This window comes from Luteibacter sp. 22Crub2.1 (assembly GCF_900167995.1).
GTDB classification, from domain to species: Bacteria; Pseudomonadota; Gammaproteobacteria; order Xanthomonadales; family Rhodanobacteraceae; genus Luteibacter; species Luteibacter mycovicinus.
On record NZ_FUYT01000017.1, the window covers coordinates 60261 to 86382 of the forward strand.

General features: G+C 63.3%; 37 protein-coding genes and 1 pseudogene. 1 reads left to right on the top strand and 37 read right to left on the bottom strand.

Going from position 1 to position 26122, the window contains the following annotated elements:
* Window positions 1-20: 20 nt before the first annotated feature.
* The 5 genes from B5X73_RS17265 to B5X73_RS17285 all read right to left on the bottom strand — a co-directional run bounded on the left by B5X73_RS17265 (window position 21) and on the right by B5X73_RS17285 (window position 6666).
* Window positions 21-911 carry a DUF1684 domain-containing protein gene (locus B5X73_RS17265; RefSeq protein WP_079522699.1) on the bottom strand — a complete coding sequence of 297 codons (891 nt, stop codon included), beginning with the start codon at window positions 909-911 and terminating at the stop codon, window positions 21-23.
* 45 nt (window positions 912-956) lie between these two features.
* A complete protein-coding gene (gene mutL, locus B5X73_RS17270) occupies window positions 957-2810 on the bottom strand; it encodes a DNA mismatch repair endonuclease MutL (protein ID WP_079522700.1) in 1854 nt (617 codons plus the stop codon).
* Window positions 2811-2862: 52 nt separating this feature from the next.
* On the bottom strand, window positions 2863-4614 hold the full coding sequence (locus B5X73_RS17275) for an N-acetylmuramoyl-L-alanine amidase (protein ID WP_254857326.1): 1752 nt from the start codon (window positions 4612-4614) through the stop codon (window positions 2863-2865).
* Between the two features lie 121 nt (window positions 4615-4735).
* Entirely contained in the window at window positions 4736-5197 is a 462-nt protein-coding gene (tsaE, locus tag B5X73_RS17280; RefSeq protein WP_079522702.1) for a tRNA (adenosine(37)-N6)-threonylcarbamoyltransferase complex ATPase subunit type 1 TsaE, read from the bottom strand.
* Window positions 5194-6666 (bottom strand): NAD(P)H-hydrate dehydratase, encoded by a 1473-nt coding sequence (locus tag B5X73_RS17285; RefSeq protein ID WP_079522703.1) that lies wholly within the window; start codon window positions 6664-6666, stop codon window positions 5194-5196. The genes tsaE and B5X73_RS17285 overlap by 4 nt, the downstream gene beginning before the upstream one ends.
* Before the next feature lie 35 nt (window positions 6667-6701).
* Here B5X73_RS17285 and queG point away from each other — a divergent pair, with 35 nt between their 5' ends.
* Window positions 6702-7772 (top strand): tRNA epoxyqueuosine(34) reductase QueG, encoded by a 1071-nt coding sequence (queG, locus tag B5X73_RS17290; protein ID WP_079522704.1) that lies wholly within the window; start codon window positions 6702-6704, stop codon window positions 7770-7772.
* Between the two features lie 56 nt (window positions 7773-7828).
* On the opposite strand, the gene B5X73_RS17295 is transcribed toward queG, so the two are convergent.
* From B5X73_RS17295 to tuf, 32 genes and pseudogenes are all read right to left on the bottom strand, one after another.
* Window positions 7829-8830, bottom strand: a complete 1002-nt coding sequence (locus tag B5X73_RS17295) for an XVIPCD domain-containing protein (protein WP_079522705.1) — start codon at window positions 8828-8830, stop codon at window positions 7829-7831.
* Window positions 8831-8843: 13 nt separating this feature from the next.
* A complete protein-coding gene (locus B5X73_RS17300) occupies window positions 8844-9416 on the bottom strand; it encodes a hypothetical protein (RefSeq protein WP_139382822.1) in 573 nt (190 codons plus the stop codon).
* A gap of 95 nt (window positions 9417-9511) precedes the next feature.
* Window positions 9512-10885 (bottom strand): class II 3-deoxy-7-phosphoheptulonate synthase, encoded by a 1374-nt coding sequence (locus B5X73_RS17305; protein WP_036115425.1) that lies wholly within the window; start codon window positions 10883-10885, stop codon window positions 9512-9514.
* Window positions 10886-10928: 43 nt separating this feature from the next.
* Window positions 10929-11429: a disulfide bond formation protein B gene (locus tag B5X73_RS17310; RefSeq protein WP_079522707.1), complete on the bottom strand. Its 501-nt coding sequence runs from the start codon at window positions 11427-11429 to the stop codon at window positions 10929-10931.
* 180 nt (window positions 11430-11609) lie between these two features.
* Window positions 11610-11996 (bottom strand): 50S ribosomal protein L17, encoded by a 387-nt coding sequence (gene rplQ, locus B5X73_RS17315; RefSeq protein WP_036115431.1) that lies wholly within the window; start codon window positions 11994-11996, stop codon window positions 11610-11612.
* 210 nt (window positions 11997-12206) lie between these two features.
* Window positions 12207-13205, bottom strand: coding sequence for a DNA-directed RNA polymerase subunit alpha (gene rpoA / locus B5X73_RS17320; RefSeq protein WP_036115434.1), 999 nt, complete (start codon window positions 13203-13205; stop codon window positions 12207-12209).
* An 18-nt stretch (window positions 13206-13223) separates the two neighbouring features.
* Window positions 13224-13850 carry a 30S ribosomal protein S4 gene (gene rpsD, locus B5X73_RS17325; RefSeq protein ID WP_036115436.1) on the bottom strand — a complete coding sequence of 209 codons (627 nt, stop codon included), beginning with the start codon at window positions 13848-13850 and terminating at the stop codon, window positions 13224-13226.
* An 11-nt stretch (window positions 13851-13861) separates the two neighbouring features.
* A complete protein-coding gene (rpsK, locus tag B5X73_RS17330) occupies window positions 13862-14248 on the bottom strand; it encodes a 30S ribosomal protein S11 (protein WP_007513384.1) in 387 nt (128 codons plus the stop codon).
* Window positions 14249-14260: 12 nt separating this feature from the next.
* Complete coding sequence (gene rpsM / locus B5X73_RS17335) at window positions 14261-14617, bottom strand: 30S ribosomal protein S13 (protein ID WP_036115440.1); 357 nt, start codon at window positions 14615-14617, stop codon at window positions 14261-14263.
* 126 nt (window positions 14618-14743) lie between these two features.
* Window positions 14744-16063, bottom strand: a complete 1320-nt coding sequence (gene secY / locus B5X73_RS17340; RefSeq protein ID WP_036115442.1) for a preprotein translocase subunit SecY — start codon at window positions 16061-16063, stop codon at window positions 14744-14746.
* A gap of 4 nt (window positions 16064-16067) precedes the next feature.
* On the bottom strand, window positions 16068-16499 hold the full coding sequence (rplO, locus tag B5X73_RS17345) for a 50S ribosomal protein L15 (RefSeq protein ID WP_036115445.1): 432 nt from the start codon (window positions 16497-16499) through the stop codon (window positions 16068-16070).
* Window positions 16500-16502: 3 nt separating this feature from the next.
* Window positions 16503-16706, bottom strand: coding sequence for a 50S ribosomal protein L30 (rpmD, locus tag B5X73_RS17350; protein WP_036115449.1), 204 nt, complete (start codon window positions 16704-16706; stop codon window positions 16503-16505).
* On the bottom strand, window positions 16699-17208 hold the full coding sequence (gene rpsE, locus B5X73_RS17355) for a 30S ribosomal protein S5 (RefSeq protein WP_029213879.1): 510 nt from the start codon (window positions 17206-17208) through the stop codon (window positions 16699-16701). Before rpsE ends, rpmD begins: the two co-directional genes overlap by 8 nt.
* A gap of 127 nt (window positions 17209-17335) precedes the next feature.
* Window positions 17336-17686 carry a 50S ribosomal protein L18 gene (gene rplR / locus B5X73_RS17360; protein ID WP_036115451.1) on the bottom strand — a complete coding sequence of 117 codons (351 nt, stop codon included), beginning with the start codon at window positions 17684-17686 and terminating at the stop codon, window positions 17336-17338.
* Between the two features lie 30 nt (window positions 17687-17716).
* Window positions 17717-18244 carry a 50S ribosomal protein L6 gene (rplF, locus tag B5X73_RS17365; protein ID WP_036115453.1) on the bottom strand — a complete coding sequence of 176 codons (528 nt, stop codon included), beginning with the start codon at window positions 18242-18244 and terminating at the stop codon, window positions 17717-17719.
* A gap of 11 nt (window positions 18245-18255) precedes the next feature.
* Entirely contained in the window at window positions 18256-18651 is a 396-nt protein-coding gene (gene rpsH / locus B5X73_RS17370) for a 30S ribosomal protein S8 (RefSeq protein WP_036115455.1), read from the bottom strand.
* Between the two features lie 167 nt (window positions 18652-18818).
* Complete coding sequence (rpsN, locus tag B5X73_RS17375; RefSeq protein WP_036115457.1) at window positions 18819-19124, bottom strand: 30S ribosomal protein S14; 306 nt, start codon at window positions 19122-19124, stop codon at window positions 18819-18821.
* 14 nt (window positions 19125-19138) lie between these two features.
* A complete protein-coding gene (gene rplE, locus B5X73_RS17380; RefSeq protein ID WP_036115460.1) occupies window positions 19139-19678 on the bottom strand; it encodes a 50S ribosomal protein L5 in 540 nt (179 codons plus the stop codon).
* A 12-nt stretch (window positions 19679-19690) separates the two neighbouring features.
* On the bottom strand, window positions 19691-20002 hold the full coding sequence (rplX, locus tag B5X73_RS17385; protein ID WP_036115464.1) for a 50S ribosomal protein L24: 312 nt from the start codon (window positions 20000-20002) through the stop codon (window positions 19691-19693).
* Window positions 20003-20015: 13 nt separating this feature from the next.
* A complete protein-coding gene (gene rplN / locus B5X73_RS17390; protein WP_036115467.1) occupies window positions 20016-20384 on the bottom strand; it encodes a 50S ribosomal protein L14 in 369 nt (122 codons plus the stop codon).
* Window positions 20385-20398: 14 nt separating this feature from the next.
* Window positions 20399-20659, bottom strand: a complete 261-nt coding sequence (gene rpsQ / locus B5X73_RS17395; RefSeq protein WP_036115469.1) for a 30S ribosomal protein S17 — start codon at window positions 20657-20659, stop codon at window positions 20399-20401.
* 11 nt (window positions 20660-20670) lie between these two features.
* Window positions 20671-20856, bottom strand: a complete 186-nt coding sequence (gene rpmC / locus B5X73_RS17400) for a 50S ribosomal protein L29 (RefSeq protein ID WP_036115473.1) — start codon at window positions 20854-20856, stop codon at window positions 20671-20673.
* Complete coding sequence (gene rplP / locus B5X73_RS17405) at window positions 20856-21269, bottom strand: 50S ribosomal protein L16 (protein ID WP_036115475.1); 414 nt, start codon at window positions 21267-21269, stop codon at window positions 20856-20858. Before rplP ends, rpmC begins: the two co-directional genes overlap by 1 nt.
* A gap of 11 nt (window positions 21270-21280) precedes the next feature.
* A complete protein-coding gene (rpsC, locus tag B5X73_RS17410) occupies window positions 21281-22003 on the bottom strand; it encodes a 30S ribosomal protein S3 (RefSeq protein WP_036115478.1) in 723 nt (240 codons plus the stop codon).
* A gap of 15 nt (window positions 22004-22018) precedes the next feature.
* Complete coding sequence (gene rplV, locus B5X73_RS17415; protein ID WP_036115481.1) at window positions 22019-22354, bottom strand: 50S ribosomal protein L22; 336 nt, start codon at window positions 22352-22354, stop codon at window positions 22019-22021.
* Entirely contained in the window at window positions 22354-22626 is a 273-nt protein-coding gene (gene rpsS / locus B5X73_RS17420) for a 30S ribosomal protein S19 (protein WP_029213892.1), read from the bottom strand. The genes rplV and rpsS overlap by 1 nt, the downstream gene beginning before the upstream one ends.
* A gap of 13 nt (window positions 22627-22639) precedes the next feature.
* Window positions 22640-23461: a 50S ribosomal protein L2 gene (gene rplB / locus B5X73_RS17425; RefSeq protein WP_036115484.1), complete on the bottom strand. Its 822-nt coding sequence runs from the start codon at window positions 23459-23461 to the stop codon at window positions 22640-22642.
* Between the two features lie 18 nt (window positions 23462-23479).
* Window positions 23480-23773: a 50S ribosomal protein L23 gene (rplW, locus tag B5X73_RS17430; protein ID WP_036115487.1), complete on the bottom strand. Its 294-nt coding sequence runs from the start codon at window positions 23771-23773 to the stop codon at window positions 23480-23482.
* A complete protein-coding gene (rplD, locus tag B5X73_RS17435) occupies window positions 23770-24372 on the bottom strand; it encodes a 50S ribosomal protein L4 (RefSeq protein ID WP_036115490.1) in 603 nt (200 codons plus the stop codon). The genes rplW and rplD overlap by 4 nt, the downstream gene beginning before the upstream one ends.
* An 11-nt stretch (window positions 24373-24383) precedes the next feature.
* Window positions 24384-25025: a 50S ribosomal protein L3 gene (gene rplC, locus B5X73_RS17440; protein ID WP_036115493.1), complete on the bottom strand. Its 642-nt coding sequence runs from the start codon at window positions 25023-25025 to the stop codon at window positions 24384-24386.
* 20 nt (window positions 25026-25045) lie between these two features.
* Window positions 25046-25357 carry a 30S ribosomal protein S10 gene (gene rpsJ / locus B5X73_RS17445; protein WP_014402136.1) on the bottom strand — a complete coding sequence of 104 codons (312 nt, stop codon included), beginning with the start codon at window positions 25355-25357 and terminating at the stop codon, window positions 25046-25048.
* 460 nt (window positions 25358-25817) lie between these two features.
* Window positions 25818-26122, bottom strand: a pseudogene (tuf, locus tag B5X73_RS21395) (elongation factor Tu); the annotation flags it as partial.

The following is a 26122-nucleotide window of genomic DNA, read 5'->3' on the forward strand; positions in this document are numbered from 1 at the left end:
GCGCGTGGGCGAGCCTGGCGTCAGCCGTGGCCGCCCGCGTACTTCTTCTCGCCCGCCGTCACCCGGACATCCAGCCGGTTTTCGGGCGGTGCCAGTGGGCAGGTGGCGTACGGCGTGAACGCACAGGGCGGATTGCGGGCTTCGTTGAAATCGAGCACGAGTTTGCCGTCCTTCGCCAACGGGGTATCGAGGAAGCGTGCGGCTCCGTACGTCTCCTTACCGCTGGTGCGGTCGGCGAAAACGAAGAACAGCGAGTCGGGTTCTTCCTGGATCGGGAAGAGCTCGTAGGTGTGCCCGTCGCGCGTGAACACCGCTCTGCCCGGTACCTTTTCCTTGTCGATCGTGCCAAGCACCGAGCCGATCTCGATCTCATGCGGAGGATCGAACGGTACCCACTCCGCTTCGACGCGCCACGACGGATCGACCGGGAAATAGTCCAGGCCGACGAAGTGCGTGCGGGTCTCCGCCTTCTCGTCCTTTACGCGCAGCGCCTTCTTGCCGTCGCGGGCGATGACGAAGAAATTGGCGGAGCCGAAGCGCACTTCGGTCGCCTTGCCACCGTTGCCGCCGTCGTCCACCAGGGTCGCCCGCTGTACCTCGCGACCGTCGACAAGGACACCGCTGCCCCTGGCGACTTCCAGCGTGACGTTGCCGGTGTCGTCCAGCGTGACGACGCCGAGGTGCGCCGGGCCGGCCTTGAGAACGATGTCATTGTCCGCGGCGCTGCCGACGCGATTCGCTCCCGGCTGCAACCATTCCAGGCCGATCAGGCTGAGCCATCCGGCCGGCGCCTTGAGGGTTTCGAGGCGCGACGCGCGGACTTTTTCCACGGCGGCGGTATAGGCATCGCCGGCAATGACACTGCCGGACGTGACCGCCACGACGGAGGCGAAGGCAAACGAACGGATCATGGCGATACTCCGGTTTGGACGTCTATCCGTCCAGCATACACGGATTCAGCGACCGCGCAGGAACAGCCTGTCCAACTCCCCCAGCGACAACTGCACCCAGGTCGGCCGGCCGTGATTGCACTGACCGGAGCGCTCCGTGGCTTCCATCTCGCGAAGCAAAGCGTTCATTTCAGGAATGCCCAGGCGTCGGCCAGCCCGTACCGAGCCGTGACACGCCATCGTCGAAAGCAGTTCGTTTTCGAGTTCCTCGAGACGACGTGAGCTGCCGTGCTGGGCGAGTTCGCCGAGCACGTCGCGGGTCAGCTGCGCCACATCGGCACCTTCCAGCAGCGAGGGGATACGCCGCACAACGACGCCCGACGGGCCACTGCGCGACAGCTCCAGGCCCCACTCACCCAGTGCGTCCGCATGTTCTTCGGCAGCGGCGGCTTCGCGCGCGCTGACCGCGATCGACAACGGCACCAGTAGCATCTGCGAGCGCAGGTTGGCGGTGACGCGACCGTTCTTGAGCTTCTCGTAAGTGATTCGCTCGTGCGCCGCGTGCATGTCGACCAGCACCATCCCGTGCTCGTTCTCGGCGAGTACGTAGATGTTCTTCAGCTGCGCGATCGCGTAGCCCAGCGGCGGGACGTCGCCACCCGACTCCGGCTCGTTGCCGGCTGGCGGCGTCCACGACGTCGAGGGGCGCGGCGCCGATGCGGTGCTGCCGAACAACGTGGCATAGCCGGCGAGCGGCTCGTCGCGGACACCGAGTGTCAGGCGCGACTGACTGCCCGCCTGCGGCCAGGCGGCCATCGGAGGAGCCGACGACTGGGTGGCGGTAAAGCCGGGCTGCACGAAGCCCGAGCCCACCGTGCCCACCATGGCCACGGACCCTTCGCCCGCCGCTGCGGCGACACCGGCGCGTGTCTGCGCGAGCGCCTCGTGCAAAGTCCGGAAAAGAAAATCGTGGATGAGTCGCTGTTCGCGAAAGCGCACTTCACTCTTGGCCGGATGCACGTTCACATCGACGCCGACCGGATCCAGCGTAAGGAACAGCACGAAGACCGGATGACGACCATGAAACAGCACGTCGGCATACGCCTGGCGTACGGCATGCGCGACGATGCGATCGCGGACGAGGCGCCCGTTGACGTAGAAATATTGCTGGTCGGCCTGGGAACGGGATGCCGTGGGCAACCCTACCCAGCCGGACAGGCGCAGACCGGCCGCCTCGTGATCGACCCGCAGTGACTGGCCCGGAAATTCCGGACCGAGGACCTCGGCGACACGGGCCAGCGCGGCATGTTCGTCGCGGGCCGGCTTCAGCAGCCGCACCGGCTTGCCATTGTGCGACAGGCGGATATCGACGCCTTCGCGCGCCAGTGCCAGCGATTTCAGCAGGTCGTCGATGTGAGCGAACTCGGTGCGCTCGGCGCGGAGAAACTTGCGTCGGGCCGGCACGTTGTAGAACAGGTCGCGCACCTCGATCGTGGTACCCGGCGGATGCTGCGCGGGACGCGCTTCCTGCAGGCGACCGCCATCCACCTCGATACGCCAGGCGGCGTCTTCACCGGTCGAACGGGACGTCAGCGCGAACCGCGCCACCGATGACACGGAGGCCAGGGCCTCACCGCGGAATCCCATGCTCGCGACGCGCTCGAGGTCGTCGAAGCTGCCGATCTTGCTCGTCGCATGCGAGGCCACGGCCAGGGCAAGTTCGTCGCAAGGAATGCCGCCGCCGTCGTCGCGCACGCGGATCAGGCGGGAGCCGCCCTGCTCGATATCGACCTCGATGCGGCGGGCGCCTGCGTCGATGCTGTTCTCGACGAGCTCTTTGACCACCGAGGCGGGCCGCTCGATGACTTCGCCGGCCGCGATCTGGTTGATCAGCTCGGGCGGCAGGGGGCGAATGGGCATGGCTTACGACCTGACTGCGTTCAGGTCGAAAGGATAGCCCAAGGCGACTCCGTCAGCTCGACGGAATGACCATCACCGACCCGATGCGGACGTTGTTGTCGTTCATCTTGTTGGCGCTCTTGAGCGCGCCGACCGACACGCCGTACTGCTGGGCGATACCGGTCAGCGTCTCACCGCGGTTGACGCGGTGCAGGTCGCGCACGTTGTCATCGGCGCGGCCGGCGGGCGCCGCCGGCTTCGGCGGGGCGTCGACGGTCTGCACGACGATGGCGTCGGATGGCGGACGTTTGGCCCCGCCCTTGAGGGGTTCGGGTTCTGGTCGGGGTGCGGGCGTCGGAGCCCGGCTGGCGGGCGCTTTCGCGACAGGCTCACGACTGGCGACCACCCGGGTCGTCGCCGCCTTGACCGCGTCGGATGCCACGGCACCGGCGTCCGAGGCCACGGCCGGCGCGGCGGGCGCACTCGCCGCCGTCGAAGCCAGCGACGTGCCGTTGCGCCGCGCGGCCTGCGCGGCAAACCACGTACCCGGGGGCGGCATGGACTCGAAATAGTTGCGCACGCCGCCGAGCACCGCGGTCGCCAGCTCACGACGGTGACCGTCGTCGCGCAGGCGCTTTTCTTCGGTGGGATTCGTGATGAAGGCCGTCTCGACCAGGATCGAGGGGACGTCCGGCGAACGCAGCACCACGAAGTTGGCGCGCTCGACGTAGCCGCGATGGGTCGGGCCCAGGCGGCCGAGGGCCTTCAGCACGTTGCCGGCGATGGATTCGCTGGCCTGCATCGCGTAGCCCTGCTGGAGATCCAGCAGCACGGCGGCGAGGGAATCGTCCTTGTCGTCCAGCGAGACGCCGCCGACCAGGTCGGCGCGGTTTTCGCGGTCAGCCAGCCAGCGCGAGGCCTCCGACGTCTTTCCGCGAGGGGATAGCACCCAGACCGACGAGCCCTTGGCATCGCCGTTCTTGAACGCGTCCGCGTGAATCGACACGAACATGTCCGCGTTGTGCTCGCGAGCGATCTGGTAGCGGCGCTTCAGCGGAATGAAGTAATCGCCGTTACGGGTCAGGACGGCCTGCATGCCGGGCTGGCGATTGATCTGATCCGCGAGTTCGCGCGCCACCTGCAGCGTGACGTCCTTCTCGCGCAGTCCTGTAGCGCCCCTGGCACCGGGATCTTCACCGCCGTGGCCCGCATCGATCGCGACGACGACCTTGCGCTCACCGGTCAGCATCGGCGGCGAGCCGGCTGAAATCGTCTTTGCCGTCTTTCCAGCCCTGCCGCGTTTTCCGCCGGAGGGCGCAACCGTCGGCGTATCCGCGGCGGCTTCCGCATCGGCCTGCGCGGCAGCCTTCGCAATCGCGGGCGTGTCGTTGTCCGTTGGACTGTTATCGCCGGGGTCGCTCTGCCCGCCCGGGTAAAGGTCGAGCACCAGCCGGTACCCGTAGTCCCCGGCCGGCTTCAGAAGGAAACTCTTCGGCTTCGCCCTTGCATCGACGCTGGCGACCAGGCGGGCGCCGCCGCCCTGCCTGCCCGTCGTCATCGACTTGAACAGGCCCTGCGCGCCTGGCGCGGAGAAATCCCCCGTCACCGAGCTGCCGGCGATATCCAGCACCACGCTGCCCGGGGTGTCTCCCTGGGACATCTTGTAGGTCGCCGGACCGGAGAGATCGAAAACGACCCGGGTGTATTCCGGGCCCGCCCAGACGCGGGCTGCCTTCACGTCGGCCGCATTCGAGGCGGCAGGAGCAAACGTCGCGACGGCGGTCACGCACGCAAGCAGGCCTAATTTGTTGGTGATTCCCCTCATATGGCCCGGATTGAACTCCATGCGCCCGACGAATGCAATATCTTTTCCCTTGATAATCCATAACCTGCGAAACCTTCGTCAACGCGCGTACAGGAATGCACGCCAAACGGCGACAGGAAGGTCAGTCGCCGAGGGCTTCCAGAAGTCGCCGACCCGTGGGAGTCCGCGCCTCGAGCCGAACGGCGCGGCCGCCGTCGGCATGTCGGAAGTACAGCTCCAGATCGACAGGCGGTAACGCCCCAGCGCCGCGCTCAGGCCATTCCACGAGGACGATGGCGCCGGGCTCGGCCAGGCTGTCGAGGCCCAGCCATTCGAGTTCGCCGGGATCCGCGATGCGATACAGATCGAGATGAAAGGCACGACGATCGCCGATGTCGTAACCCTCGACGAGGCTGTACGTCGGGCTCTTTACGCGCTCGCCGACACCGAGCGCGCGAAGAAACGCTCTGGCGAACGTCGTTTTCCCCGCGCCGAGATCGCCATGCAGGAAGGCGACCAGACCGCCGGGAAACGCCCCGGCCACACTGCGGCCGAGGGTGAGGGTTGCTTCCTCGTCAGGAAGCATCCGCTCGGCGCCGCTCATGAGGGTAGCCCGTTGACGAGCCGGCGAAGCGGCTCGAGCAGGTCGCCGGCAAGCAGGCCACGCTCGCCGGCTCGCGCCGCCACATCCGCGGCGCGCGCATGCAGCGCCACGCCGAGGCAAGCGGCTTCATAAGGTCTACATCCCTGCCCCAGCAAGCCAGCGACGATACCGGTCAGGGTATCCCCCATTCCGCCACTCGCCATGCCCGGGTTCCCCCACGGGCACACGGCGACCTCGCCCTCGGGCGAAGCGATCAGGCTGCCATTGCCCTTCAGGACGACGACGGCGCGGTAGCGCCGGGCCAGCTCGCGGGCCGCCGCGAATCGATCGGCCTGAATCGCCGCGGTGTCGACGCCGAGCAGGCGTGCCGCTTCCCCGGGGTGCGGGGTCAGGACAATGTGTTCCGGAAGTGCGCGCGGCTCGGCGTGAAGCAGATTGAGCCCATCGGCATCCAGCACCGTGGGCAAGCCGGCGTCCAGCGCGGTGGTCCAGAGAGCGTGCCCCCAGGCCGCCTGGCCGAGTCCGGGACCGAGGGCCACCACCGATGCCTTGTCGAGCATGGGCTGCAACGCCTGCGGGCCGTTGACGCCATGTGCCATCAACTCCGGGCGCGCGGCATTCATCGCCAGCACGTTCTCCTCGCGGGTGGCCACACTGACCAGTCCCGCACCCGTTCGGAGCGCAGCCTCGGCAGCCATGCGCACGGCACCGCCGGTACCGTGGTCGCCGCCGATCGCGAGGATATGGCCGTTACTGCCCTTGTGGGAATCCCGCGGACGACGCGGCAACGAGGCTTCGATGAGCAGGCACGCGTCCGGCGACTCCAGGGCGCTGTCCGGCAGGTCGAGTGAATGGAGCTCGATATCGCCCGCCACCTCGGCCCGATGCGTATGCATGCCGCGTTTGTGCACGATGAAGGTCGCCGTGGCGTCGGCGCGGACGACCACACCCGGACAGTCGCCCGTATCGGCGTTCAGTCCCGTGGGCACATCCAGGGCAAAAACGGCCACCTTCGTGCCGTTGATCGCTTCGATCGCTTTGCAGGCCTCGCCCTCCGGTGCGCGATTGAGTCCCGTCCCGTAGATCGCATCCACGATCAGTTCGGCGGCCGGCAGCGAGGGCCACGCCTCGAAGGCCTCAACGCGGCCGCCCACGGCCTCGAAGGCCTGCCGTGCCTGAGAGGCGTCCGCGCCACTGGGTACGCCGAGTGCCAGGAGGTCGACGGCCAGACCATCTCGCAGCGCATCGCGCGCGACCAGATAGCCGTCGCCACCGTTATTTCCCGGGCCGCACACCACTCTGAGTCGCCGGATTTGCGGCCAGCGCAGCCGGAGCATCCGATAGGCGGCCGCCGCGGCACGCGTCATCAGTTCGAAGCCCGGGATGCCGAGTTCGTCGATCGCGCGCCGGTCGATGGCACGGGCCTGCCCGGACGTGAAGAGGGCGATATCGAGGTTGGGTGCGGTCATCGGAGGATTATAGGAGGGCCAAGTAGAATGCACGTATGCCCGCCACCACCGACACCGACTACGCCGCACTCGCCACCGACATCAAACGTTGGGCGCGCGAGCTCGGCTTTGCGGACGTCGGCATCGCGGGCCCGGACCTCGGTCACGACGAGGCATATCTCGAACGCTGGCTGGCCGATGGCCATCACGGCGAGATGGACTACATGGCTCGCCACGGCACACGCCGCAGCCGCCCGGCTGAACTCGAGCCCGGCACCTTACGCGTGGTGTCCGTGCGCATGGACTACATACCGCCTGGCACGTCGAACGCTTGGGACGTGGTCAACGACGGCGAAAAGGCCTACATCGCCCGCTACGCGCTGGGGCGCGACTATCACAAGGTCATGCGCAATCGCCTGCAGAAACTGGCGGCAAAGATTGGCGAACGCATCGGCGACTTCGGCTACCGGGCCTACGTGGATTCGGCACCGGTACTCGAGAAAGCGCTGGCCCGTAATGCGGGGCTCGGCTGGATCGGCAAGCACACGGTCCTGATCAATAAGCGCGCGGGCTCGTATTTCTTCCTCGGTGAGCTGTACACCGATTTGCCCTTGCCCGTCGACGAACCCGCGAGCGCGCATTGCGGCAGCTGTCGCCGGTGCATCGACATCTGCCCGACCCAGGCGATCGTGGCGCCGTATCGACTCGACGCTCGTAAGTGCATTTCATACCTGACGATCGAGCTCAAGGGCAGCATCCCCGAGGAGCTGCGCGCATCGATCGGCAATCGTGTGTTCGGCTGCGACGACTGTCAGCTCATCTGCCCCTGGAACAAGTTCGCGCAGGACGCCACGGAGCCCGATTTCGCCCCGAGGCACAGTCTCGATGGCCCCAGGCTGGTCGACCTCTTCGCATGGAGCGAGCAGGAATTCCTGTCGCGCACCGAAGGGATGGCGATCCGCCGCACGGGCTATGAGGGCTGGCTGCGTAATCTGGCCGTCGGCCTGGGCAATGCGCCGACTACCGACGAGGTCGTCGCGGCACTTCGCGCGCGCACCGGGGACCCCTCGCCTGTCGTACGCGAGCATGTCGCCTGGGCACTTGGGCGACATGCGTCAGCAACTTGATACTCTCACCACGCAGCCGGCACGAGGCCTCGTTCGAAGTCAAACCGATGGCGTGATCACCCCAGTCGCATAGTCGGGGCGGCATGCTGCTGGCTCGACTGGACATCGATAGACGGCTGCAATTGCGCCTGTTGCCGACTGGCAAGCAGTCCGGACTGCGCAGCGTGTTGAGTCCATTCGCCACTACTTTGGGCGATCGGTGTGTTCAGCGCCTCGGTGGTTTGCAATTGTGCGACCTTACGATCAAGGCCGTGGGAACTTTGCAGATTCCCTTGGACAGCAAAGGTCCTGCTACCGTCATCGCTCAATAGAACGTGGTCCACGCGGTCCAGACCTTGCGCTTTGGCACCCGCCGCAATCGATGCTGCGAAGTCCTTATCGCGATCCGACGACTCCACCCCATGCTTCGCATTTAGTGAATCGACGCCACTGTACGCCTGACGATACATACCGTTGCCCGGATGAAGAGGATCGTCGATACCGCGCTTTTCCTCGCTCAGCATCCACTGAAGCAGGCTCTGGTTCTTTGGCATGGGATTGCTGTGCTGGGAATTGAGGCTACTGCCCGGCACGGGATCTTTGATGCTTTTGAGCCCATCCACGTTATGGGACGGCCTCAGGGCATCCGGACCGTCCTTCTCCACTGACTGCTTGTCCTTGCCTATCTCGGTGCGCTTGATGTTCGCGTGATTCAGCGCCGACCACGTGAAGTCGACACAGTTGTTTCGGGCATCTTTGTAATACGTGTCGAAGCCGTTCTCCTTCGGACGATTGCCGTAGTCGTTCAGCTTGTCATATTGGTCCTTCGATACCTCCATGGTTCTCGAATACAGAGGATCCTTGTAGTTGGCTACGTCGTCCCGGACGACACGTCCCGGACCATCCATAGACCCGTGCTTGACGGGGGCGAACCCGTAGCTCTGCGGCTCTTCCCCGTTTTTTTGCGTGGTGTAATACATGTGGCCAGGGGTGGACGTGGCACCCGGCTCCTTCTCTTGCGTAAGAGGCGTTCCGGGGGCAGCCGCATAAACCGTTACGGTGTACTTATCCTTGTCCATGTACGTCCCTTCGTTATTCGCCGGTATTGTAATAGTCGTCTACACGTACTGTGGTCGCGACGCCCTTGAATGCGGGCATAGCCTCGATGGTCGATATCTCGGCGACGTAATGCCCGTCGCGCCTCGCGTAGAAGCCACAGATCGAAATGTTCGATTCACTATCGATCCCCGCGTAAAGATGCAGACGGCACAGCGTCGGATCTGCGCGAGGGCGTGGCTTACCCGTATTCCCGGCGATGATCGTCTCGGTGTCTTCGGTTTCGATCGGCACATGGGTGCCATGGTCGTCGTACACGACCCGGACGCGGAGCAACCGGACATGAAGTCGGACGTCGTCGACCGCCGGGAAGTCCGATGCATGAGGTACATCCACTCCGATCATAAGGTGCCGCTTCGCATCCGCATTGCCACCATTGACGTCGAATGGAATGGTGACGCTCCTGCCCGCGGTATCCAGCGCGAAAGGCGTCGACACGGGAAAAGTGCCCGGTGCGTTGCGAGGTTCAGACATGGCGCAGGCTCCCGCTCCGATGGTTATCGCACATACGAATAGCAGTCCGGTCACGGCTTTAGCTTTACTCTGCATCCGGCGGTCCCTTTCCTAGTGGCTCATGGTTGGATCTTCGCATGCGCGATACGAGTCCTAAAAAGGCTCCGTTTCCGGAGCCTTTTTCTTTCAGGTCAGGCCATACCGCCCGACTTCCTCACAATCAACATCGCTAGTTCAAGCGACTGTTCATAGTTGAGCCGTGGATCGACCATCGACTTGTAAGCGCGATCGAGGTCCGTCTCGACCAGACCGCGCGCGCCACCGAGACACTCCGTGACGTTTTCGCCGGTGAGTTCGAGATGGACACCGCCAAGACGCGTGCCGGCGGCCGCATGGATGTCGAACGCCTGGTCTAGCTCACCCGCGATATTGGTGAAGCGACGTGTCTTGTAGCCGTTGCTGGTGCTCTCGGTATTGCCATGCATCGGGTCGGCCACCCAGAGGACGCGGCGCCCCTCACGCTTCACCGCCTCGAGCAGCGGCTGCAGCTGCGTACCGATCTTGTCGTTCCCCATCCGATGAATCAGGGTCAGACGGCCCGGCTCCTCCGTCGGATTCAGCACATCGATCAGCCGGATGAGTTCGTCCGGCTGAACGGTGGGGCCGACTTTCACGGCGATCGGGTTGCGGATGCCGCGGAAGTACTCCGTGTGAGCGCCGTCGAGTGCCGCGGTGCGCATACCGATCCACGGGTAGTGCGTCGACAGGTTGAACCAGCCGTCCTGACGCGGGACCTGACGAGTCAGAGCTTCCTCGTAGTGCAGGAGCAGCGCTTCATGCGAGGTGTAGAAGTCCACACGCGAGTAACTGGAGATCGACTGGCCGGCCAGCGTTTCCATGAAACGCAGTGAGTCGCCGATGGTCGCGACCATGCGCTTGTATTCGGCAGCCAGCGGCGAATGGTCGACCCAGGCGAGATCCCAGTATTCCGGGTGATGCAGGTCGGCAAAACCGCCGTCGATCAGGGCGCGGACGAAATTCATCGTCATCGCCGAACGCGCATGCGCCTTGATGAAGCGCTGCGGATCCGGGCGACGCGCCTCCGGAGTGAACTCCGGACTGTTGACCAGATCGCCACGGAACGCCGGCAGCGTGACGCCGTCACGGGTCTCCGTGTCCGCCGAGCGTGGCTTGGCATACTGACCCGCAAAGCGACCCACCCGGAGCACCGGCTTCTTCATGCCGTGCACGAGCACGAGGCTCATCTGCAACAGCACTTTCAGGCGGTTGGAGATGATCGGGCTGTTGCAGTCGGCGAAGCTCTCGGCGCAGTCGCCACCCTGAAGCAGGAATCGCTCGCCGTCCTGCGCCTCGGCAATGCGCTGCTTCAGCGTGAGGATTTCCCACGACGTGACCAGCGGCGGCAGTTCACCCAGCTGGCCCAGGGCACGATTGAGCTCCGCCTGATCTTCATAGGTGGGCTGCTGGAGGGCGGTCCTCGACCGCCACGACCCCGGCGTCCATTCGGCGGACGGGGGAACTACGGCTTTGAGGGAGTGCTGCATGACGGCGGTGCCTTCGTAATGGCGCCTTGGCGGCGCGAGAAAATCAGCGAACGGTGCGGCGAATGGCCAGGAGGGCCCAGACGATCAGAATCACGAACCAGAGCAGGGTCCAGCCCGGCATGGGGATGCCCAGGATGGGTTCGATCCTGGCGCACTCACCCGAGCCGGTGAACGCGAGCTTGAGCATCTTCGTGAACGGAAATGCGTCGAACAGATAGCCCAGGCCGGGACCGCACGCGGGGATCTGATCGGCTGGGAGGGACTGCAGCCAGAGATGGCGTCCCGCCGTAGCGATGCCCCAGAGTCCACCCAGCGTGATGAGCGTCGCATAGACGACACGGCCTGACCGGCTCTTCGGCGAATGAAAGCCACCGATGAGGAAGAACAGACCCATCGTGCAGACGGCGATGCGCTGAAAGATGCACAGCGGGCACGGATCGAGATGCATGACGTACTGTGCGTAGAGCGCGAAGGCCATGAGGCCGGCACACACGACGAAACCCAGCAGGAAACGCGAACGGAGCGACAAGGTAGAGAGGGCCATGGGGGGTTGGTGCGTTGCGGGACACCCACGTTAACCCGATGTGCATGCCCTTGTCAGTAGGCGCGTGAAGTTTCTTTTGTAACCATAGATCAAGCACTTGCGTAGCTGACAGCCCACCGGGCATAAAAAAAGCCCCGGCAGGTTACCCGGCCGGGGCTTCTTCACTTTCAGCCGCGAGGCTTACTCGGCGTCGGCAGCCGAAGCGGCGGCCGGGCGATCCACCAGCTCGACGTACGCCATCGGAGCGTTGTCGCCCGGGCGGAAGCCGCACTTGAGGATGCGCAGGTAGCCACCGGGACGCTGCAGGTAGCGGGGACCAAGCTCGACGAACAGCTTACCGACAGCCTCTTTGTCGCGCAGACGCGCAAACGCGAGACGACGGTTGGCAACGCCATCGGTCTTGGAGAGCGTGATGAGCGGCTCAGCAATACGACGGAGTTCCTTGGCCTTGGGAAGCGTGGTGCGGATAAGCTCGTGCTTGATCAGCGACGCGGCCATGTTCTTGAACATGGCTTCGCGGTGGCTGCTCGTGCGGTTGAGCTTGCGACCGGATTTCTGGTGACGCATGGCGATAACTCTCTATGTCTGTTGTTATGAAAAGCCGGCCAGGATGAGCCGACTTCCCGCGGTTACCCGCTGATGCGAGGCTGTCATAACGCCTCGCTGTAAGAGCACGGCCTCTTTGGACCGCTTTGAATATCCGGAGGAAGTGCGCGACGGCATCCACCGGATGGAGCAAAGAATCGGGGCGATCGAAATGCGATCGCCCCGTTTGAATCAGCCCAGCTGCATACCGTGCGACAAGCCCGGCGGCGGCCAGTTTTCGAGCTTCATGCCCAGTGCGAGACCACGCCCGCCCAGGACATCCTTGATTTCCGTCAGCGACTTCTTGCCAAGGTTCGGCGTCTTCAACAGCTCGACTTCGGTCTTCTGGACCAGGTCGCCGATGTAGTAGATGCTTTCGGCCTTGAGGCAGTTCGCGGAACGGACCGTCAGTTCGAGGTCGTCGATCGGACGCAGCAGAAGCGGGTCGAAGCCGCCCTTCTCCGCCTTGGTCGAATCGCTCTCGCGGCGCGAGAAGTCGCCGAAAACCGACAGCTGATCGTTGATGATTTCAGCCGCCTTGCGGACAGCGTCTTCAGCACCGATCGTGCCGTTCGTTTCGATATCGAGCACGAGCTTATCGAGGTTGGTGCGCTGCTCGACACGAGCGGCGTCCACTTCGTAAGCGACGCGCAGGACCGGCGCGAACGACGCGTCGAGCTGCAGACGGCCGATCGGCCGCGTCTCGTCATCCGGGTGCTGGCGGGCGCTGGCCGGCTGGTAGCCGACACCGCGACGCACCTTCAGACGCATGTTCAGTGCCACATCCTTGGTGAGGTGGCAGATCACGTGATCCGGATTGACGATTTCAACGGAGTGGTCGACGGCGATGTCGCCTGCCGTGACCACGCCCTTGCCCTTCTTCGACAGCGTCAGGGTGACTTCGTCACCGCTGTGCTGACGGATGGCGACATCCTTGAGGTTCAGCAGGACTTCGATCACGTCCTCCTGCAGGCCTTCCAGAGTGGTGTACTCGTGCAGTACGCCGTCGATTTCGACCTCGACGATCGCGCTGCCCGGAATCGAAGAGAGCAGCACGCGACGCAGCGCGTTGCCCAGGGTGTGACCAAAGCCACGCTCGAGCGGCTCGACCACCACCTTAGCGCGGTTCGCTCCAAGCTGCTCGACGCTGAGGCCACGAGGCCGCAGCACACTAGTTGACGAAACTGCCATGCAAGGCTCCGGTGAAGATTACTTCGAGTAAAGCTCGACGATCAGGGCTTCGTTGATGTCGGCCGGCAGATCACCGCGATCCGGCACAGCCTTGAACGTGCCTGCGAACTTCTTGCTGTCGACCTCGACCCAGGACGGACGAAGGTCCATCGTGTCGAAAACCGTCGCTGCTTCCTGGACGCGCAGCTGAGTGCGAGCCTTTTCGGTCAGCGAGACTTCGTCGCCCGGACGGACATGGAAGGAAGGCACGTTGACCTTCTTACCATTGACCGTCACGGCCTTGTGGGCCACGAGCTGACGAGCCTGGGCGCGGGTGACCGCGAAACCCATACGGAACACGACGTTGTCGAGACGGCTTTCCAGGAGGCGCAGCAGGTTTTCACCCGTATTGCCCTTCTGGGTCGAAGCCTTGGTGTAGTAGTTGCTGAACTGACGCTCAAGCACACCGTAGATGCGCTTGACCTTTTGCTTCTCACGCAGCTGCACTGCGTAATCGGAAAGACGGGCGCGCTTGTTGGCGCCATGCTGACCGGGTTTGTTTTCGAGCTTGCACTTGGAATCAAGCGCGCGGGCCGGGCTCTTAAGACCGAGGTCGGCACCTTCACGACGCGCAAGTTTGCAGGTAGCTCCACGATAACGGGCCATGGGTATGCTCCTTAGACGCGACGCTTCTTGGGGGGACGGCAGCCGTTATGCGGAATCGGCGTGACATCGATAATGTTGAGCACTTTATAGCCCAACGCATTCAGTGAACGCACGGCCGACTCACGGCCCGGGCCGGGGCCCTTGATGCGAACTTCCACAGTCTTCACACCGTAGTCGCCTGCAGCGCGGCCAGCCTTCTCGGCGGCAACCTGGGCAGCGAACGGGGTCGACTTACGGGAGCCGCGGAAACCCGCGCCGCCTGCAGTCGCCCACGACAGGGCGTTGCCCTGACGATCGGTGATCGTGACGATGGTGTTGTTGAAAGAAGCCTGCACGTGTGCCACGGCATCCGTGACGACGCGCTTGATCTTCTTCTTGGTTTTAACCGGCTTAGCCATAATCGGTATCCGTTACTTCTTGATCGGACGACGCGGACCCTTACGGGTACGGGCGTTGGTACGCGTGCGCTGGCCGCGCACCGGCAGGCCACGACGGTGGCGCAGGCCACGGTAGCAACCCAGGTCCATCAGGCGCTTGACCGCCATGCCGACTTCGCGGCGGAGGTCACCTTCGACCGTGTACTTAGCGATTTCAGCTCGGATCTTTTCGACCTCGCCTTCGCTAAGCGACTTGATGGGCGTGGTCGGAACCACGCCTGCATCCACACAAACCTGCTTCGCCCGCGAACGGCCGATTCCGAAAATGCTCTGCAGGCCGACCCAGACATGCTTCTGGACTGGCAAATTGACACCCGCGATGCGCGCCATGATGTACTGTCTCCGATGCGTTTCGTGCGCGGTAAACGCGCAATTTTAACCTGAATTAACCTAAACGGGAAGTCCTGCGGCGCTGGGCGCCAAGGCCTCCCCTACTTGGGGGCTTATCGCCCAATCTCAGCCACGGCGGAGATTGGACTTCTTGAGCAGACTCTCGTACTGGTGGCTGACGAGATGGGCCTGGACCTGAGCCGTGAAGTCCATCACCACCACCACCACGATCAGCAGCGAAGTGCCGCCGAAATAGAACGGTACGTGCCAGGCGTTCTGCATGAACGTGGGCACCAGGCAGACCAGCACGATGTAAATCGCGCCAACACCGGTAAGCCGGGTCATGACGCCATCGATGTAGTCAGCCGTCGCGCGACCCGGACGAATACCCGGAATCAACGCGCCCGAACGCTTGAGGTTATCCGCCGTTTCCTGCGAGTTGAACACGATCGCCGTATAGAAGAAGGCGAATCCGATCACCAGCACCGCGAACACGATGTCGTGGACCGGCTCACCCGGGCTCAGCGCCGTGGTCAGCCACTGCAACCAGCGCGACTGATTGGCTGAGCCAAACCAGGTCGCGGCGGTTGCCGGAAAAAGCAGAAGGCTCGTCGCGAAGATCGGCGGAATGACGCCCGCCATGTTGATCTTCAGCGGCAGGTGCGAGGTCTGGCGCTGGAACTGGCGCTGGCTGCCCTGCTTCGCGTAGTTCACCGTGATGCGCCGCTGGGCGCGCTCCATGAACACCACGAACGCAGTCACCGCCAGGATCAGTGCCGTCACCATGAGCAACTTCAGAACCGACAGCTCACCGTTGTTCGCCATGGTCAGCGTGTGCGCGATGGCACCCGGCAGACCCGCGACGATACCGGCGAAGATCAGCATCGAGATACCGTTGCCGATACCGCGTTCCGTGATCTGCTCACCCAGCCACATCAGGAACATCGTGCCGGCGGTGAGGCCGACGACCGATGCCATGACGAAGCCGGCACCCGGCATGTAGACGACCGGACCGCTGGCGCCGACCTGCTTCTGCAGGGCGACCGCGATACCGAAAGCCTGAAATGCCGCCAGACCGACCGTGCCGAAACGCGTGTACATGGTCATCTTGCGACGACCCGACTCGCCTTCCTTCCGCAGAGCCATGAGCGACGGAATGACCGAGCCCATCATCTGCACCACGATCGATGCCGAGATATACGGCACCACACCAAGCGCGAACACCGAGAAACGCGACAGCGAACCACCGGAGAACATGTTGACCATGTTCAGCAGGCCGCCGCCGCCTTCCACCAGGCTCGTCATCGCCTCAGGATTCACGCCCGGAACCGGGATGAACGAACCGAGGCGGAAGACGATCAGCGCACCGATCAGGAAGAAGATGCGCTGACGCAGTTCCGTCAGTTTGCCCAGCGAGCCGAGCGTTGTGCCCTGCGCTGCAGCCACCTGATTACTCCACGCTGCCGCCGGCGGCTTCGATAGCCGCCTTGGCGCCGGCTGTCGCAAGCACGCCCGAGAGCTTGATCGCGCGATTGATTTCACCCTTCAGGACAATCTTGACCTTCTTCGCGCGGCTGGTCACGAGACCGGCGGCGTGGAGAGCGATCAGATCGATCGTGTCGGCTTCGATGACGGCGAGCTGGTACAGCATGACCTGCTGCGTGTCGGCCTTCTTCAGCGAGCGGAAGCCCACCTTCGGAAGACGACGCTGCAGCGGCATCTGGCCGCCTTCGAAACCCACGCGGTGCGTGTTACCCGCACGGGCGTGCTGACCCTTGTGACCACGGCCGGCCGTCTTGCCGAGGCCGGAGCCGATACCGCGAGCGACGCGGGTACGGGTCTTGCGAGCGCCCTTACCGGGCCTGAGATCGTTAAGACGCATGACTTACTCCTCGACCCGAACCAGGTAGTAGACCTTGTTGATAAGGCCACGGACCTGCGGGCTATCCTTCAGTTCGCGGACGTCGTTGAGCTTGCCGAGGCCGAGGGCCTTGACGCTCAGACGATGACGACCCTGCACGCCGCGCAGACCCTTGACCAGGCGCACGCGGACGGTACCGCCAGCGGCGGTTTCATTCTTCTTAGCCATTGCCGAGAACCTCTTCGATCGTCTTGCCACGCTTGGCGGCGATGCGCTTCGGCGAAGCAACGGCCTGCAGACCCTTGATCGTCGCGCGGACGAGGTTGATCGGGTTGCGCGAGCCGACAGCCTTGGCGAGCACGTCCTTCACGCCAACCACTTCGAGGACAGCGCGCATGGCGCCGCCGGCGATGACGCCGGTACCCTGCGAAGCAGGCTGCATGTAGACGCGAGCCGCACCGTGGTTGGCCTTGATGGCGTACCACAGCGTGCCGTTGTTGAGTTCGATGGACACCATGTTGCGGCGGGCGCGCTCCATGGCCTTGGAGATGGCAACCGGCACTTCACGCGCCTTGCCATAACCAAAACCGACGCGGCCTTCGCCATCGCCGACAACCGTCAGCGCGGTGAAGCTCATCTGGCGGCCACCCTTGACGGTCTTGGCCACGCGGTTGACGGCGATAAGCTTTTCAAGCATGCCGTCCGAATTTTCGCGATCTGTCGAGGACATCTCTTTTCCTGATAGCCCGGCATGGTAGTTAGCCGGGACTTCTGTTTACGGCTCGGTCGCCGCTTGGAGTTGTAGTTACAGCGGGCGGCACCGGCCCCTGAGGACCGATACCGTGGCCTGACGCCTCTTAGAACTTGAGGCCGGCCTCACGAGCCGCATCGGCCAGAGCCTTGATGCGACCGTGATAGCGGAAACCCGAGCGGTCGAACGCGACAGCTTCGATACCGGCGGCCTGGGCGCGCTCGGCAACGATGCGACCCACCGTGGTGGCGGCTTCGATGTTCTTCTTGCTCTTGAGACCTTCGGCAACCGAGCTCTGCACGGTCGAGGCGGCTGCCACGACGGTGCCGTTCGGCGCGAAGACCTGGGCGTAGATGTGCTGACCGGTGCGGTGCACGCTCAGGCGGGCGACGGCGAGCTCACGGATGTGGGCACGGGTCGACTTGGCGCGGCGCAGGCGGGATGTATTCTTGTTCATCGTCTGGTCTCCAGAAAGCGGATAGGCCGATTAGGCCTTCTTGGCTTCCTTCAGGATGATCTTCTCGCCGGCGTAGCGAACGCCCTTGCCCTTGTAGGGCTCCGGCGAACGGAAAGCACGGATCTTGGCGGCCGTCTGGCCCACGAGCTGCTTGTCGGCACCCTTGATAAGGATTTCCGTCTGCGTCGGGACTTCGATGGTGATGCCTTCCGGCGCATCGAACACGACCGGGTGCGAGAAGCCGAGGGAAAGGTTTACGGCCTTGCCTGCCAGCTGCGCGCGGTAACCGACGCCGACGAGCTCGAGCTTCTTCTCGAAGCCGCTGGCCACGCCGGTCACCATGTTGGCGATGATCGCGCGGGCGGTGCCGCCGAACTTGTCGTCTGCACCGTCGGCCAGAACGATCGTAAGGACGCCATTGTCCTGCGAGAGCGAGACGCCCGGCAGCTCGTGGGTCGTCAGGGTGCCCTTCGGGCCCTTGACCGAGACCGTGCCATTGGCGACGGAGACTTCAACGCCCTTCGGGAGGGTGATGGGGAGCTTGGCTACGCGTGACATATCGGGACTCCTTACGCCACCTGGCCGATGACTTCGCCGCCCAGACCCTTCGAACGGGCCTGCGCGTCGGTCAGGAGACCGGCGGAAGTCGAGATGATCGAGATACCCAGGCCACCGAGGACCTTCGGCAGCTCGTCCTTGCCGCGGTAGACGCGGAGACCGGAACGGCTGACACGGGAAATGGTTTCAATGGCCGGACGGCCTTCGAAATACTTGAGCTTGATCTCGAGGACCGGCTTGCCCGCTTCGTCAGCGGTACGGGCGTCGAGGATGTAGCCTTCGTTCTGAAGAAGCTTGGCCAGGGCCAGCTTCACTTTCGACGACGGCATACGTACAACCGCTTTGCCAGACGCCTGGCCGTTGCGGATGCGCGTAAACAGATCGGCGATGGGATCAGTCATGCTCATAAGAAAAACCCTTGAGAGTACCGATATCCGTATGACCGGAAATCTTAAATTGTAGTGCCGACAAATCGTCGGTCTGCATTGCGCAGACCGACGACTATAGCAGCATGAGGCGGCCTGGACAAGTTTTGTCCAGGACCACCCTCCCCCGCCGGAGCGGAGGCTGTTTTTTACCAGCTAGCCTTGCGCAGACCCGGGACGTCACCACGCATGGTGGCTTCGCGGAGCTTGTTGCGGCCGAGGCCGAACTTGCTGTAGACGCCACGCGGGCGGCCAGTCAGTGCGCAGCGGTTACGCTGGCGCGACGGGCTCGCGTCACGGGGAAGCTTCTGCAGCTTCGTCTGGGCTTCCATCTTCTCGTCGTACGAAGCGGTCGCGCTCAGAACGATCGCCTTGTATTCCGCACGCTTGGCAGCGTACTTCTTGACGAGCTTGGTGCGCTTGAGGTCGCGCTCGACCATCGAGGTCTTGGCCATGTTCTACCTGTTGATCAGTTGCGGAACGGGAAGCTGAAAGCTTCCAGCAGCGCCTTGGCTTCTTCGTCGGTCTTGGCGGTCGTGGTGATGGAGATATCCATACCGCGCAGCGCGTCAACCTGATCGAAGTCGATTTCCGGGAAAATGATCTGTTCCTTGACGCCGAAGTTGTAGTTACCACGGCCATCGAAGGCACGGCCCGAGACACCACGGAAGTCACGCGTACGCGGCAGCGAGATGTTGATCAGGCGGTCCAGGAATTCCCACATCTGGGCACGACGCAGCGTGACCTTGCAACCGATCGGCCAGCCATCGCGGATCTTGAACGAAGCGACCGACACGCGGGCCTTCGTCGTGATCGGCTTCTGACCGGCGATCTTCGTCATGTCGGCAACGGCGTTATCGAGGATCTTCTTGTTACCGGCAGCTTCGCCGACGCCCATGTTGAGCGTGATCTTCGTAATGCGCGGAACCTGCATCACATTCTGGTAACCGAAGCGCTCAGTGAGCTTCTGCATTACCGACTCTTTGTAAAACGTTTCAAGACGGGTCATGACTTCGGTTCCTTACGCGTCGACTACTTCGCCGGAGCGGAACACGCGCACCTTGCGCCCGTCCTCGAGCGTCTTGGTGCCAGCGCGCTCGCCCTTGTTCGTGGCGGAGTTGAAGAGCTGTACATTGGAGATATGGATCGAGGCCTCACGCTCGACGATCCCACCCGGCTGGTTGGCCTGGGGGTTCGGCTTGGTGTGGCGCTTGACCAGGTTGACGTTCGAGACGACAACGCGGTCGCCATCGACGCGCAGCACGTCGCCGCGCTGCCCCTTGTTCTTGCCGGTGATGACGACGACGTTGTCACCCTTGCGGATACGGTTCATGTCTGGCCTCCGCTCAGAGCACTTCGGGCGCGAGCGAGACGATCTTCATGAACTTCTCGTTGCGCAGCTCGCGGGTAACCGGCCCGAAAATACGGGTGCCGATCGGCTCGAGCTTATTGTTGAGGAGGACGGCCGCGTTACCGTCGAAACGGATAACGGAACCGTCAGCGCGGCGCACACCCTTGGCGGTACGAACCACCACGGCGTTGTACACCTCACCCTTCTTGACCTTACCGCGAGGAATGGCGTCCTTGATGGTCACCTTGATCACATCACCGACGCTGGCGTAACGGCGCTTCGAGCCGCCCAGCACCTTGATGCACATCATTTCCTTCGCACCGCTGTTGTCCGCTGCGGAAAGCGAGCTTTGCACCTGAATCATGGCTGCTCTTCTCCTTAGACTTCAGCGCGCGTGACGATTTCGACCACGCGGTGATGTTTGGTCTTCGACAGCGGACGGCATTCCGCGATCCGCACCAGGTCGCCCTCGTTCGCACCGGTCTCGTCATGTGCGTGGAGCTTCGTGGAGCGGCGGATGATCTTGCCGAGCAGCGGATGCTGCACCTGACGCTCGATCAGAACCGTTACGGTATGGTCCATCTTGTTGCTGATGACACGCCCCGTGAGGGTGCGCGCCGTCTTCGTGTTATCACTCATGTCCGCCGTCCTTACTTCTTAGCGCCGAGCACGAACTTCGTGCGGGCGATGTCACGCCGAACGCGGCGCAGCTGGTGCGGCTGAGTGAGCTGACCGGAGCCCTTCTGCATGCGCAGATTGAACTGCTCCTTGCGAAGGTCCAGCAGATCCTGCTTAAGCTCTTCCGCCGACTTCTGGTTGATATCTTTGCTGGCCATTACATCACCGCCCTGGAGACGAACTGGGTCTGGACGGACAGCTTTGCTGCGGCCAGACGGAACGCTTCGCGTGCCGTCGTCTCGTCGACACCTTCGATTTCATAAAGCATGCGACCGGGCTGGATCGGAGCGACCCAGAACTCGACGCTACCCTTACCGGCGCCCATTCGAACTTCGATCGGCTTGCGGGTGATCGGCTTGTCCGGGAAGACCCGGATCCACAGCTTGCCGCCACGCTTGACGAAACGCGTGATGCAACGACGGGCCGCTTCGATCTGACGTGCGGTCAGCTGACCGTGCGTCGTCGCCTTGAGGCCGTACTCGCCGAAGCTCACGAGATTGGAGTTGAACGCCAGGCCGTCATTGCGGCCCTTGAACTGCTTGCGGAACTTAGTGCGCTTAGGTTGCAACATGGCAACGCTCCTTACTTGGCCGTCCGCTCGCGGCGGTTTTCACCACCGTCGCGGCGCGACTGCTGAGGCTGCTGTTCTTCCTTCGACTCGGCCGTAGCTGCCGCCAGATCGAAGATCTCGCCCTTATAGACCCATACCTTGACACCGATGATGCCGTACTGGGTCTTGGCTTCGGCGGTGCCGTAGTCGATGTCCGCACGCAGCGTGTGCAGCGGAACGCGACCTTCACGGGCCCACTCGGAGCGAGCGATCTCGGCGCCATTCAGACGGCCGGAGACGTTGATCTTGATGCCCAGGGCACCGAGGCGCATCGCGTTACCGACCGAGCGCTTCATGGCGCGGCGGAACATGATGCGACGCTCGAGCTGCTGAGCGATCGATTCAGCGACGAGCTGGGCATCGAGCTCCGGCTTACGGACTTCGCTGACGTTGATGTGCGTCGGGACGCCCATCATGTCGGTGACTTCCTTACGCAGCTTCTCGATGTCCTCACCCTTCTTGCCGATCACCACGCCCGGACGGGCGGTGTGGATCGTCACGCGGGCGGTCTTGGCCGGGCGCTCGATCTGGATCTTCGAGATACCCGCGGCGGCGAGCTTCTTGCGGAGCATCTCACGGACCTTCAGGTCCGCTGCGAGATACACAGCATACTCACCCTTGTTTGCGTACCACTTCGAGTTCCAGTCCTTGGCAATGCCGAGGCGGATACCGGTGGGATGAACTTTATGACCCATCGTCTCTTACCCCAGTCAGTTGCCAACAACCACAGTGATGTGGCTGGTGCGCTTCAGGATGCGCGAACCGCGGCCTTTGGCGCGGGCGTACATACGCTTCATCGCCGGACCTTCGTCGACGAAGATGCGTGCGACCTTCAGCTCGTCGACGTCGGCACCGAGATTGTTCTCGGCGTTGGCGACGGCGGAGAGCAGCACCTTGCGAACAAGGTGAGCGGCCTTCTTGTTGGTAAAGGCGAGCACGTCGCTGGCTCGGCCCACGGGCAAACCGCGGACCAGGTCAGCCACCAGGCGTGCCTTCTGCGCCGAGATGCGGGCGCTGCGCAGGATCGCTTTGGCTTCGGTGCTCATCACTTGCCCTTCTTGTCGCCGGCGTGGCCCTTGTACGTGCGGGTCACCGCGAACTCGCCGAGCTTGTGCCCGACCATGTTCTCGTTGATCAACACAGGCACATGCTGGCGGCCGTTGTGGATGGCGATGGTCAGACCGACCATCTCCGGCAGGATCATCGAACGACGCGACCAGGTCTTGATCGGACGCTTGTTATTGGCGGAAACGGCGGCTTCCACCTTTTTCACGAGGTGCAGGTCGACAAACGGACCTTTTTTTAGAGAGCGCGGCATGATCGTTTCCTAATTACTTGCGACGACGCACGATGAACTGTTCGGTGCGCTTGTTGTTGCGCGTCTTGTAGCCCTTGGTCGGCGTGCCCCACGGCGAGACCGGATGACGGCCACCGGAGGTCTTGCCTTCACCACCGCCATGCGGATGGTCGACCGGGTTCATGACGACGCCGCGGACGGTCGGACGAATACCTGCCCAACGCTTCTTACCGGCCTTGCCGAGCTTGCGCAGGCTGTGCTCGGAGTTGCCGACTTCACCGATGGTGGCGCGGCATTCAACCGGGACGCGACGCATTTCGCCGGAGCGAAGACGCAGCGTGGCATAGCCCTGCTCGCGAGCGACCAGCTGGACCGAAGCGCCGGCGGAGCGTGCGATCTGCGCACCCTTGCCCGGCTTCATCTCGATGCAGTGGATCGTGGAACCGACCGGGATCGAACGAAGCGGCAGGCAGTTGCCCGGCTTGATCGGGGAGTCGGAACCCGACACGAGACGATCGCCAACCGCCACGCCCTTCGGCGCGATGATGTAGCGACGCTCGCCGTCGGCGTAGCACAGCAGCGCGATGTGCGCGGTGCGGTTCGGATCGTATTCAAGACGCTCGACAACGGCGGCAATGCCTTCCTTGTCGCGCTTGAAGTCGATGATGCGGTACGCCTGCTTGTGACCGCCGCCGCGATGACGGGTGGTGATGCGACCGTAATGGTTGCGACCGCCGGTCTTCGACTGCGATTCGGTCAGGGGCGCGTAGGGAGCGCCCTTGTACAGACCTTCGGTCCGCACGCTGACAGCGTCGCGGCGGCCCGGGGAGGTCGGCTTGTGAGTGATCAGTGCCATCTCAATTCAACTCCTGGCTCAGGCCTTGGCCGACACGTCGATCGTATGACCGTCGGCGAGGCGCACGTAGGCCTTACGCTTGCCCTGGCGGTTGCCAGTGCGAAAGCGGAACGACTTGACCTTGCCCTTCGTGTTAACGAGGTTCACATCCAGGACTTTGACGTCGAAGAGATGTTCCACCGCTGCACGGACATCGGCCTTGGTCGCCTCAGGCGCCACGACGAAAACGTACTGGTTATTCTCAGCAAGGCGAGCCGACTTCTCGGAGATGTGCGGCGCGCGAAGCGTATTAAGCGTGCGTTCGGTGCTCATGCGAGCCACTCCTCGACCTTCTTGACCGCGTCCACCGTCATGACGACGTAGTCGCTACCGACCAGGCTGACCGGGTTCAGGGCCAGCACGTCGACGACGTGGATGTACGGAATGTTGCGAGCGGACAGGTACAGCGCTTCAGTGGCGTCTTCCGACACCAGCAGCACGCGACCCTTGACTTCGAGCTCGGCCAGCTTGGCGATCATGCCCTTGGTGCTCGGGGCTTCCATCGACAGCTCGGACACGACCTTCAGGCGATCCTGACGGTTGAGTTCGGCGACGATCGAACGGATCGCGACGCGGTAAGCCTTGCGGTTGACCTTCTGCTCGAAGCTGCGCGGCTTGGCCGCGAACGTCACACCACCGCCGACGAAGATCGGGGCGCGGTAATCGCCGTGGCGTGCGCCGCCACCCTTCTGCTTCTTGAACTTCTTGGTCGTACCGGACATCTGACCGCGAGACAGCTGAGCCTTCGTGCCGGCACGGCCAGCCGCCTGATAGGCGGTGACGACCTGGTGCACGAGGGCCTTCTTGTACTCGCCGCCGAACACGTCGTCCGACACGGTGAGCGCCTTGGCGCCAATAACGTTGAGTTCCATGGCGTCTCTCCTCAGCCCTTGGTCGTCGGGCGGATCACGACATCACCACCCGGCGCGCCCGGGACTGCGCCCTTGACTGCGATGAGGTGACGCTCGGAATCGACCTTGACCACTTCGAGGCCCTGCTGGGTGCGGTTGACCGCGCCCATGTGGCCCGACATCTTCTTACCAGGGAACACGCGGCCCGGCGTCTGACGCTGACCGATCGAGCCAGGGGCGCGATGCGACAGCGAGTTACCGTGCGTGGCGTCGCCCATCTTGAAGTGGTGACGCTTGATGGTGCCCTGGAAACCCTTACCCTTCGACACGCCGGCGACGTCGACCGTCTGACCGACAGTGAACACGTCGTCAGCCTTGATCTCGGTGCCGATCGCGTACTTGCCTGCGTCTTCCGCGGAAACGCGGAACTCCCACAGACCGCGGCCGGGCTCGACCTTGGCGTTAGCGTAGTGACCCTTCAGCGGCGAGGTGAGGAGCGAGGCGCGCTTGGCACCCGTCGTCACCTGCACGGCGCTGTAGCCGTCGTTTTCTTCGGTCTTCACCTGCGTCACACGATTCGGGGTCGCTTCAATCAGCGTCACCGGAATCGAGCGGCCGTCTTCGGTGAAGAGCCGGCTCATGCCGCACTTGCGGCCAACCAGTCCGATACTCATTTTCGTATCCTTTTATCCGCTCAGCCGAGCTTGATCTGCACGTCAACGCCAGCCGCGAGATCGAGCTTCATGAGCGCGTCCACGGTCTTGTCGTTGGGGTCGACGATGTCCAGAACGCGCTTGTGCGTACGGGTCTCGTACTGGTCGCGGGCATCTTTGTCGACGTGCGGCGACACCAGAATGGTGTAGCGCTCAATCTTGGTCGGCAGCGGGATCGGGCCGAGGACCGTAGCGCCGGTGCGCTTGGCCGTCTCGACGATTTCGCTGGCCGAACGATCGATCAGACGATGATCGAACGCCTTGAGCCGGATGCGAATCTTTTGGTTCGCCATAAAAACCGTGTCCTGTTATCGAAAGAACGTTCTTGTGATTCGGAATGGCTTCTCGCCACCCCGCACAACCCTTGTTACTGACCTACGGGTGTCGCAACGGGCCGAACTGGAACGGTGTGGCACCGCCCGGAACGACCCGAAAAAGTCAGGCAGGCCGTATAAACGGCCTGCCTAGACAGAAAAGTATAGAATACACAACGACATCGGTCAACAGAGCTCGCGCCCGTTGGCCTGGCTGGCACTCTATGCGGCATCCATGCCTGCGAACTCGAAGCACATTCCGTGCGCCTCATTTCGCGGTGAGCCCGTCCCGAAGGACTTAGGGCTGATATAACTCGGCGAATATAGCCGGTCTGCCGGAGAAAAGGAAGCCCCTGCTCAAAAAATAACCAAAAAAAAGCGGGAGCTTTCGCTCCCGCCTCTTCAACAGCCGGACAGGTCACCCTGCCCCGGCGATTTCTTACTTGTTGATCTTGGCGACGACGCCGGCGCCGACGGTACGACCGCCTTCGCGGATCGCGAAGCGCAGGCCTTCGTCCATGGCGATCGGGAAGCCCAGGGTCACCGAGATCTTCACGTTGTCGCCCGGCATCACCATCTCGACGCCTTCCGGCAGCTTGATCGAACCGGTCACGTCCGTGGTACGGAAGTAGAACTGCGGGCGATAGTTGCTGAAGAACGGCGTGTGACGGCCACCCTCGTCCTTCGACAGGATGTAAACCTCACCCTCGAACTCGGTGTGCGGCGTGACCGACTTCGGAGCAG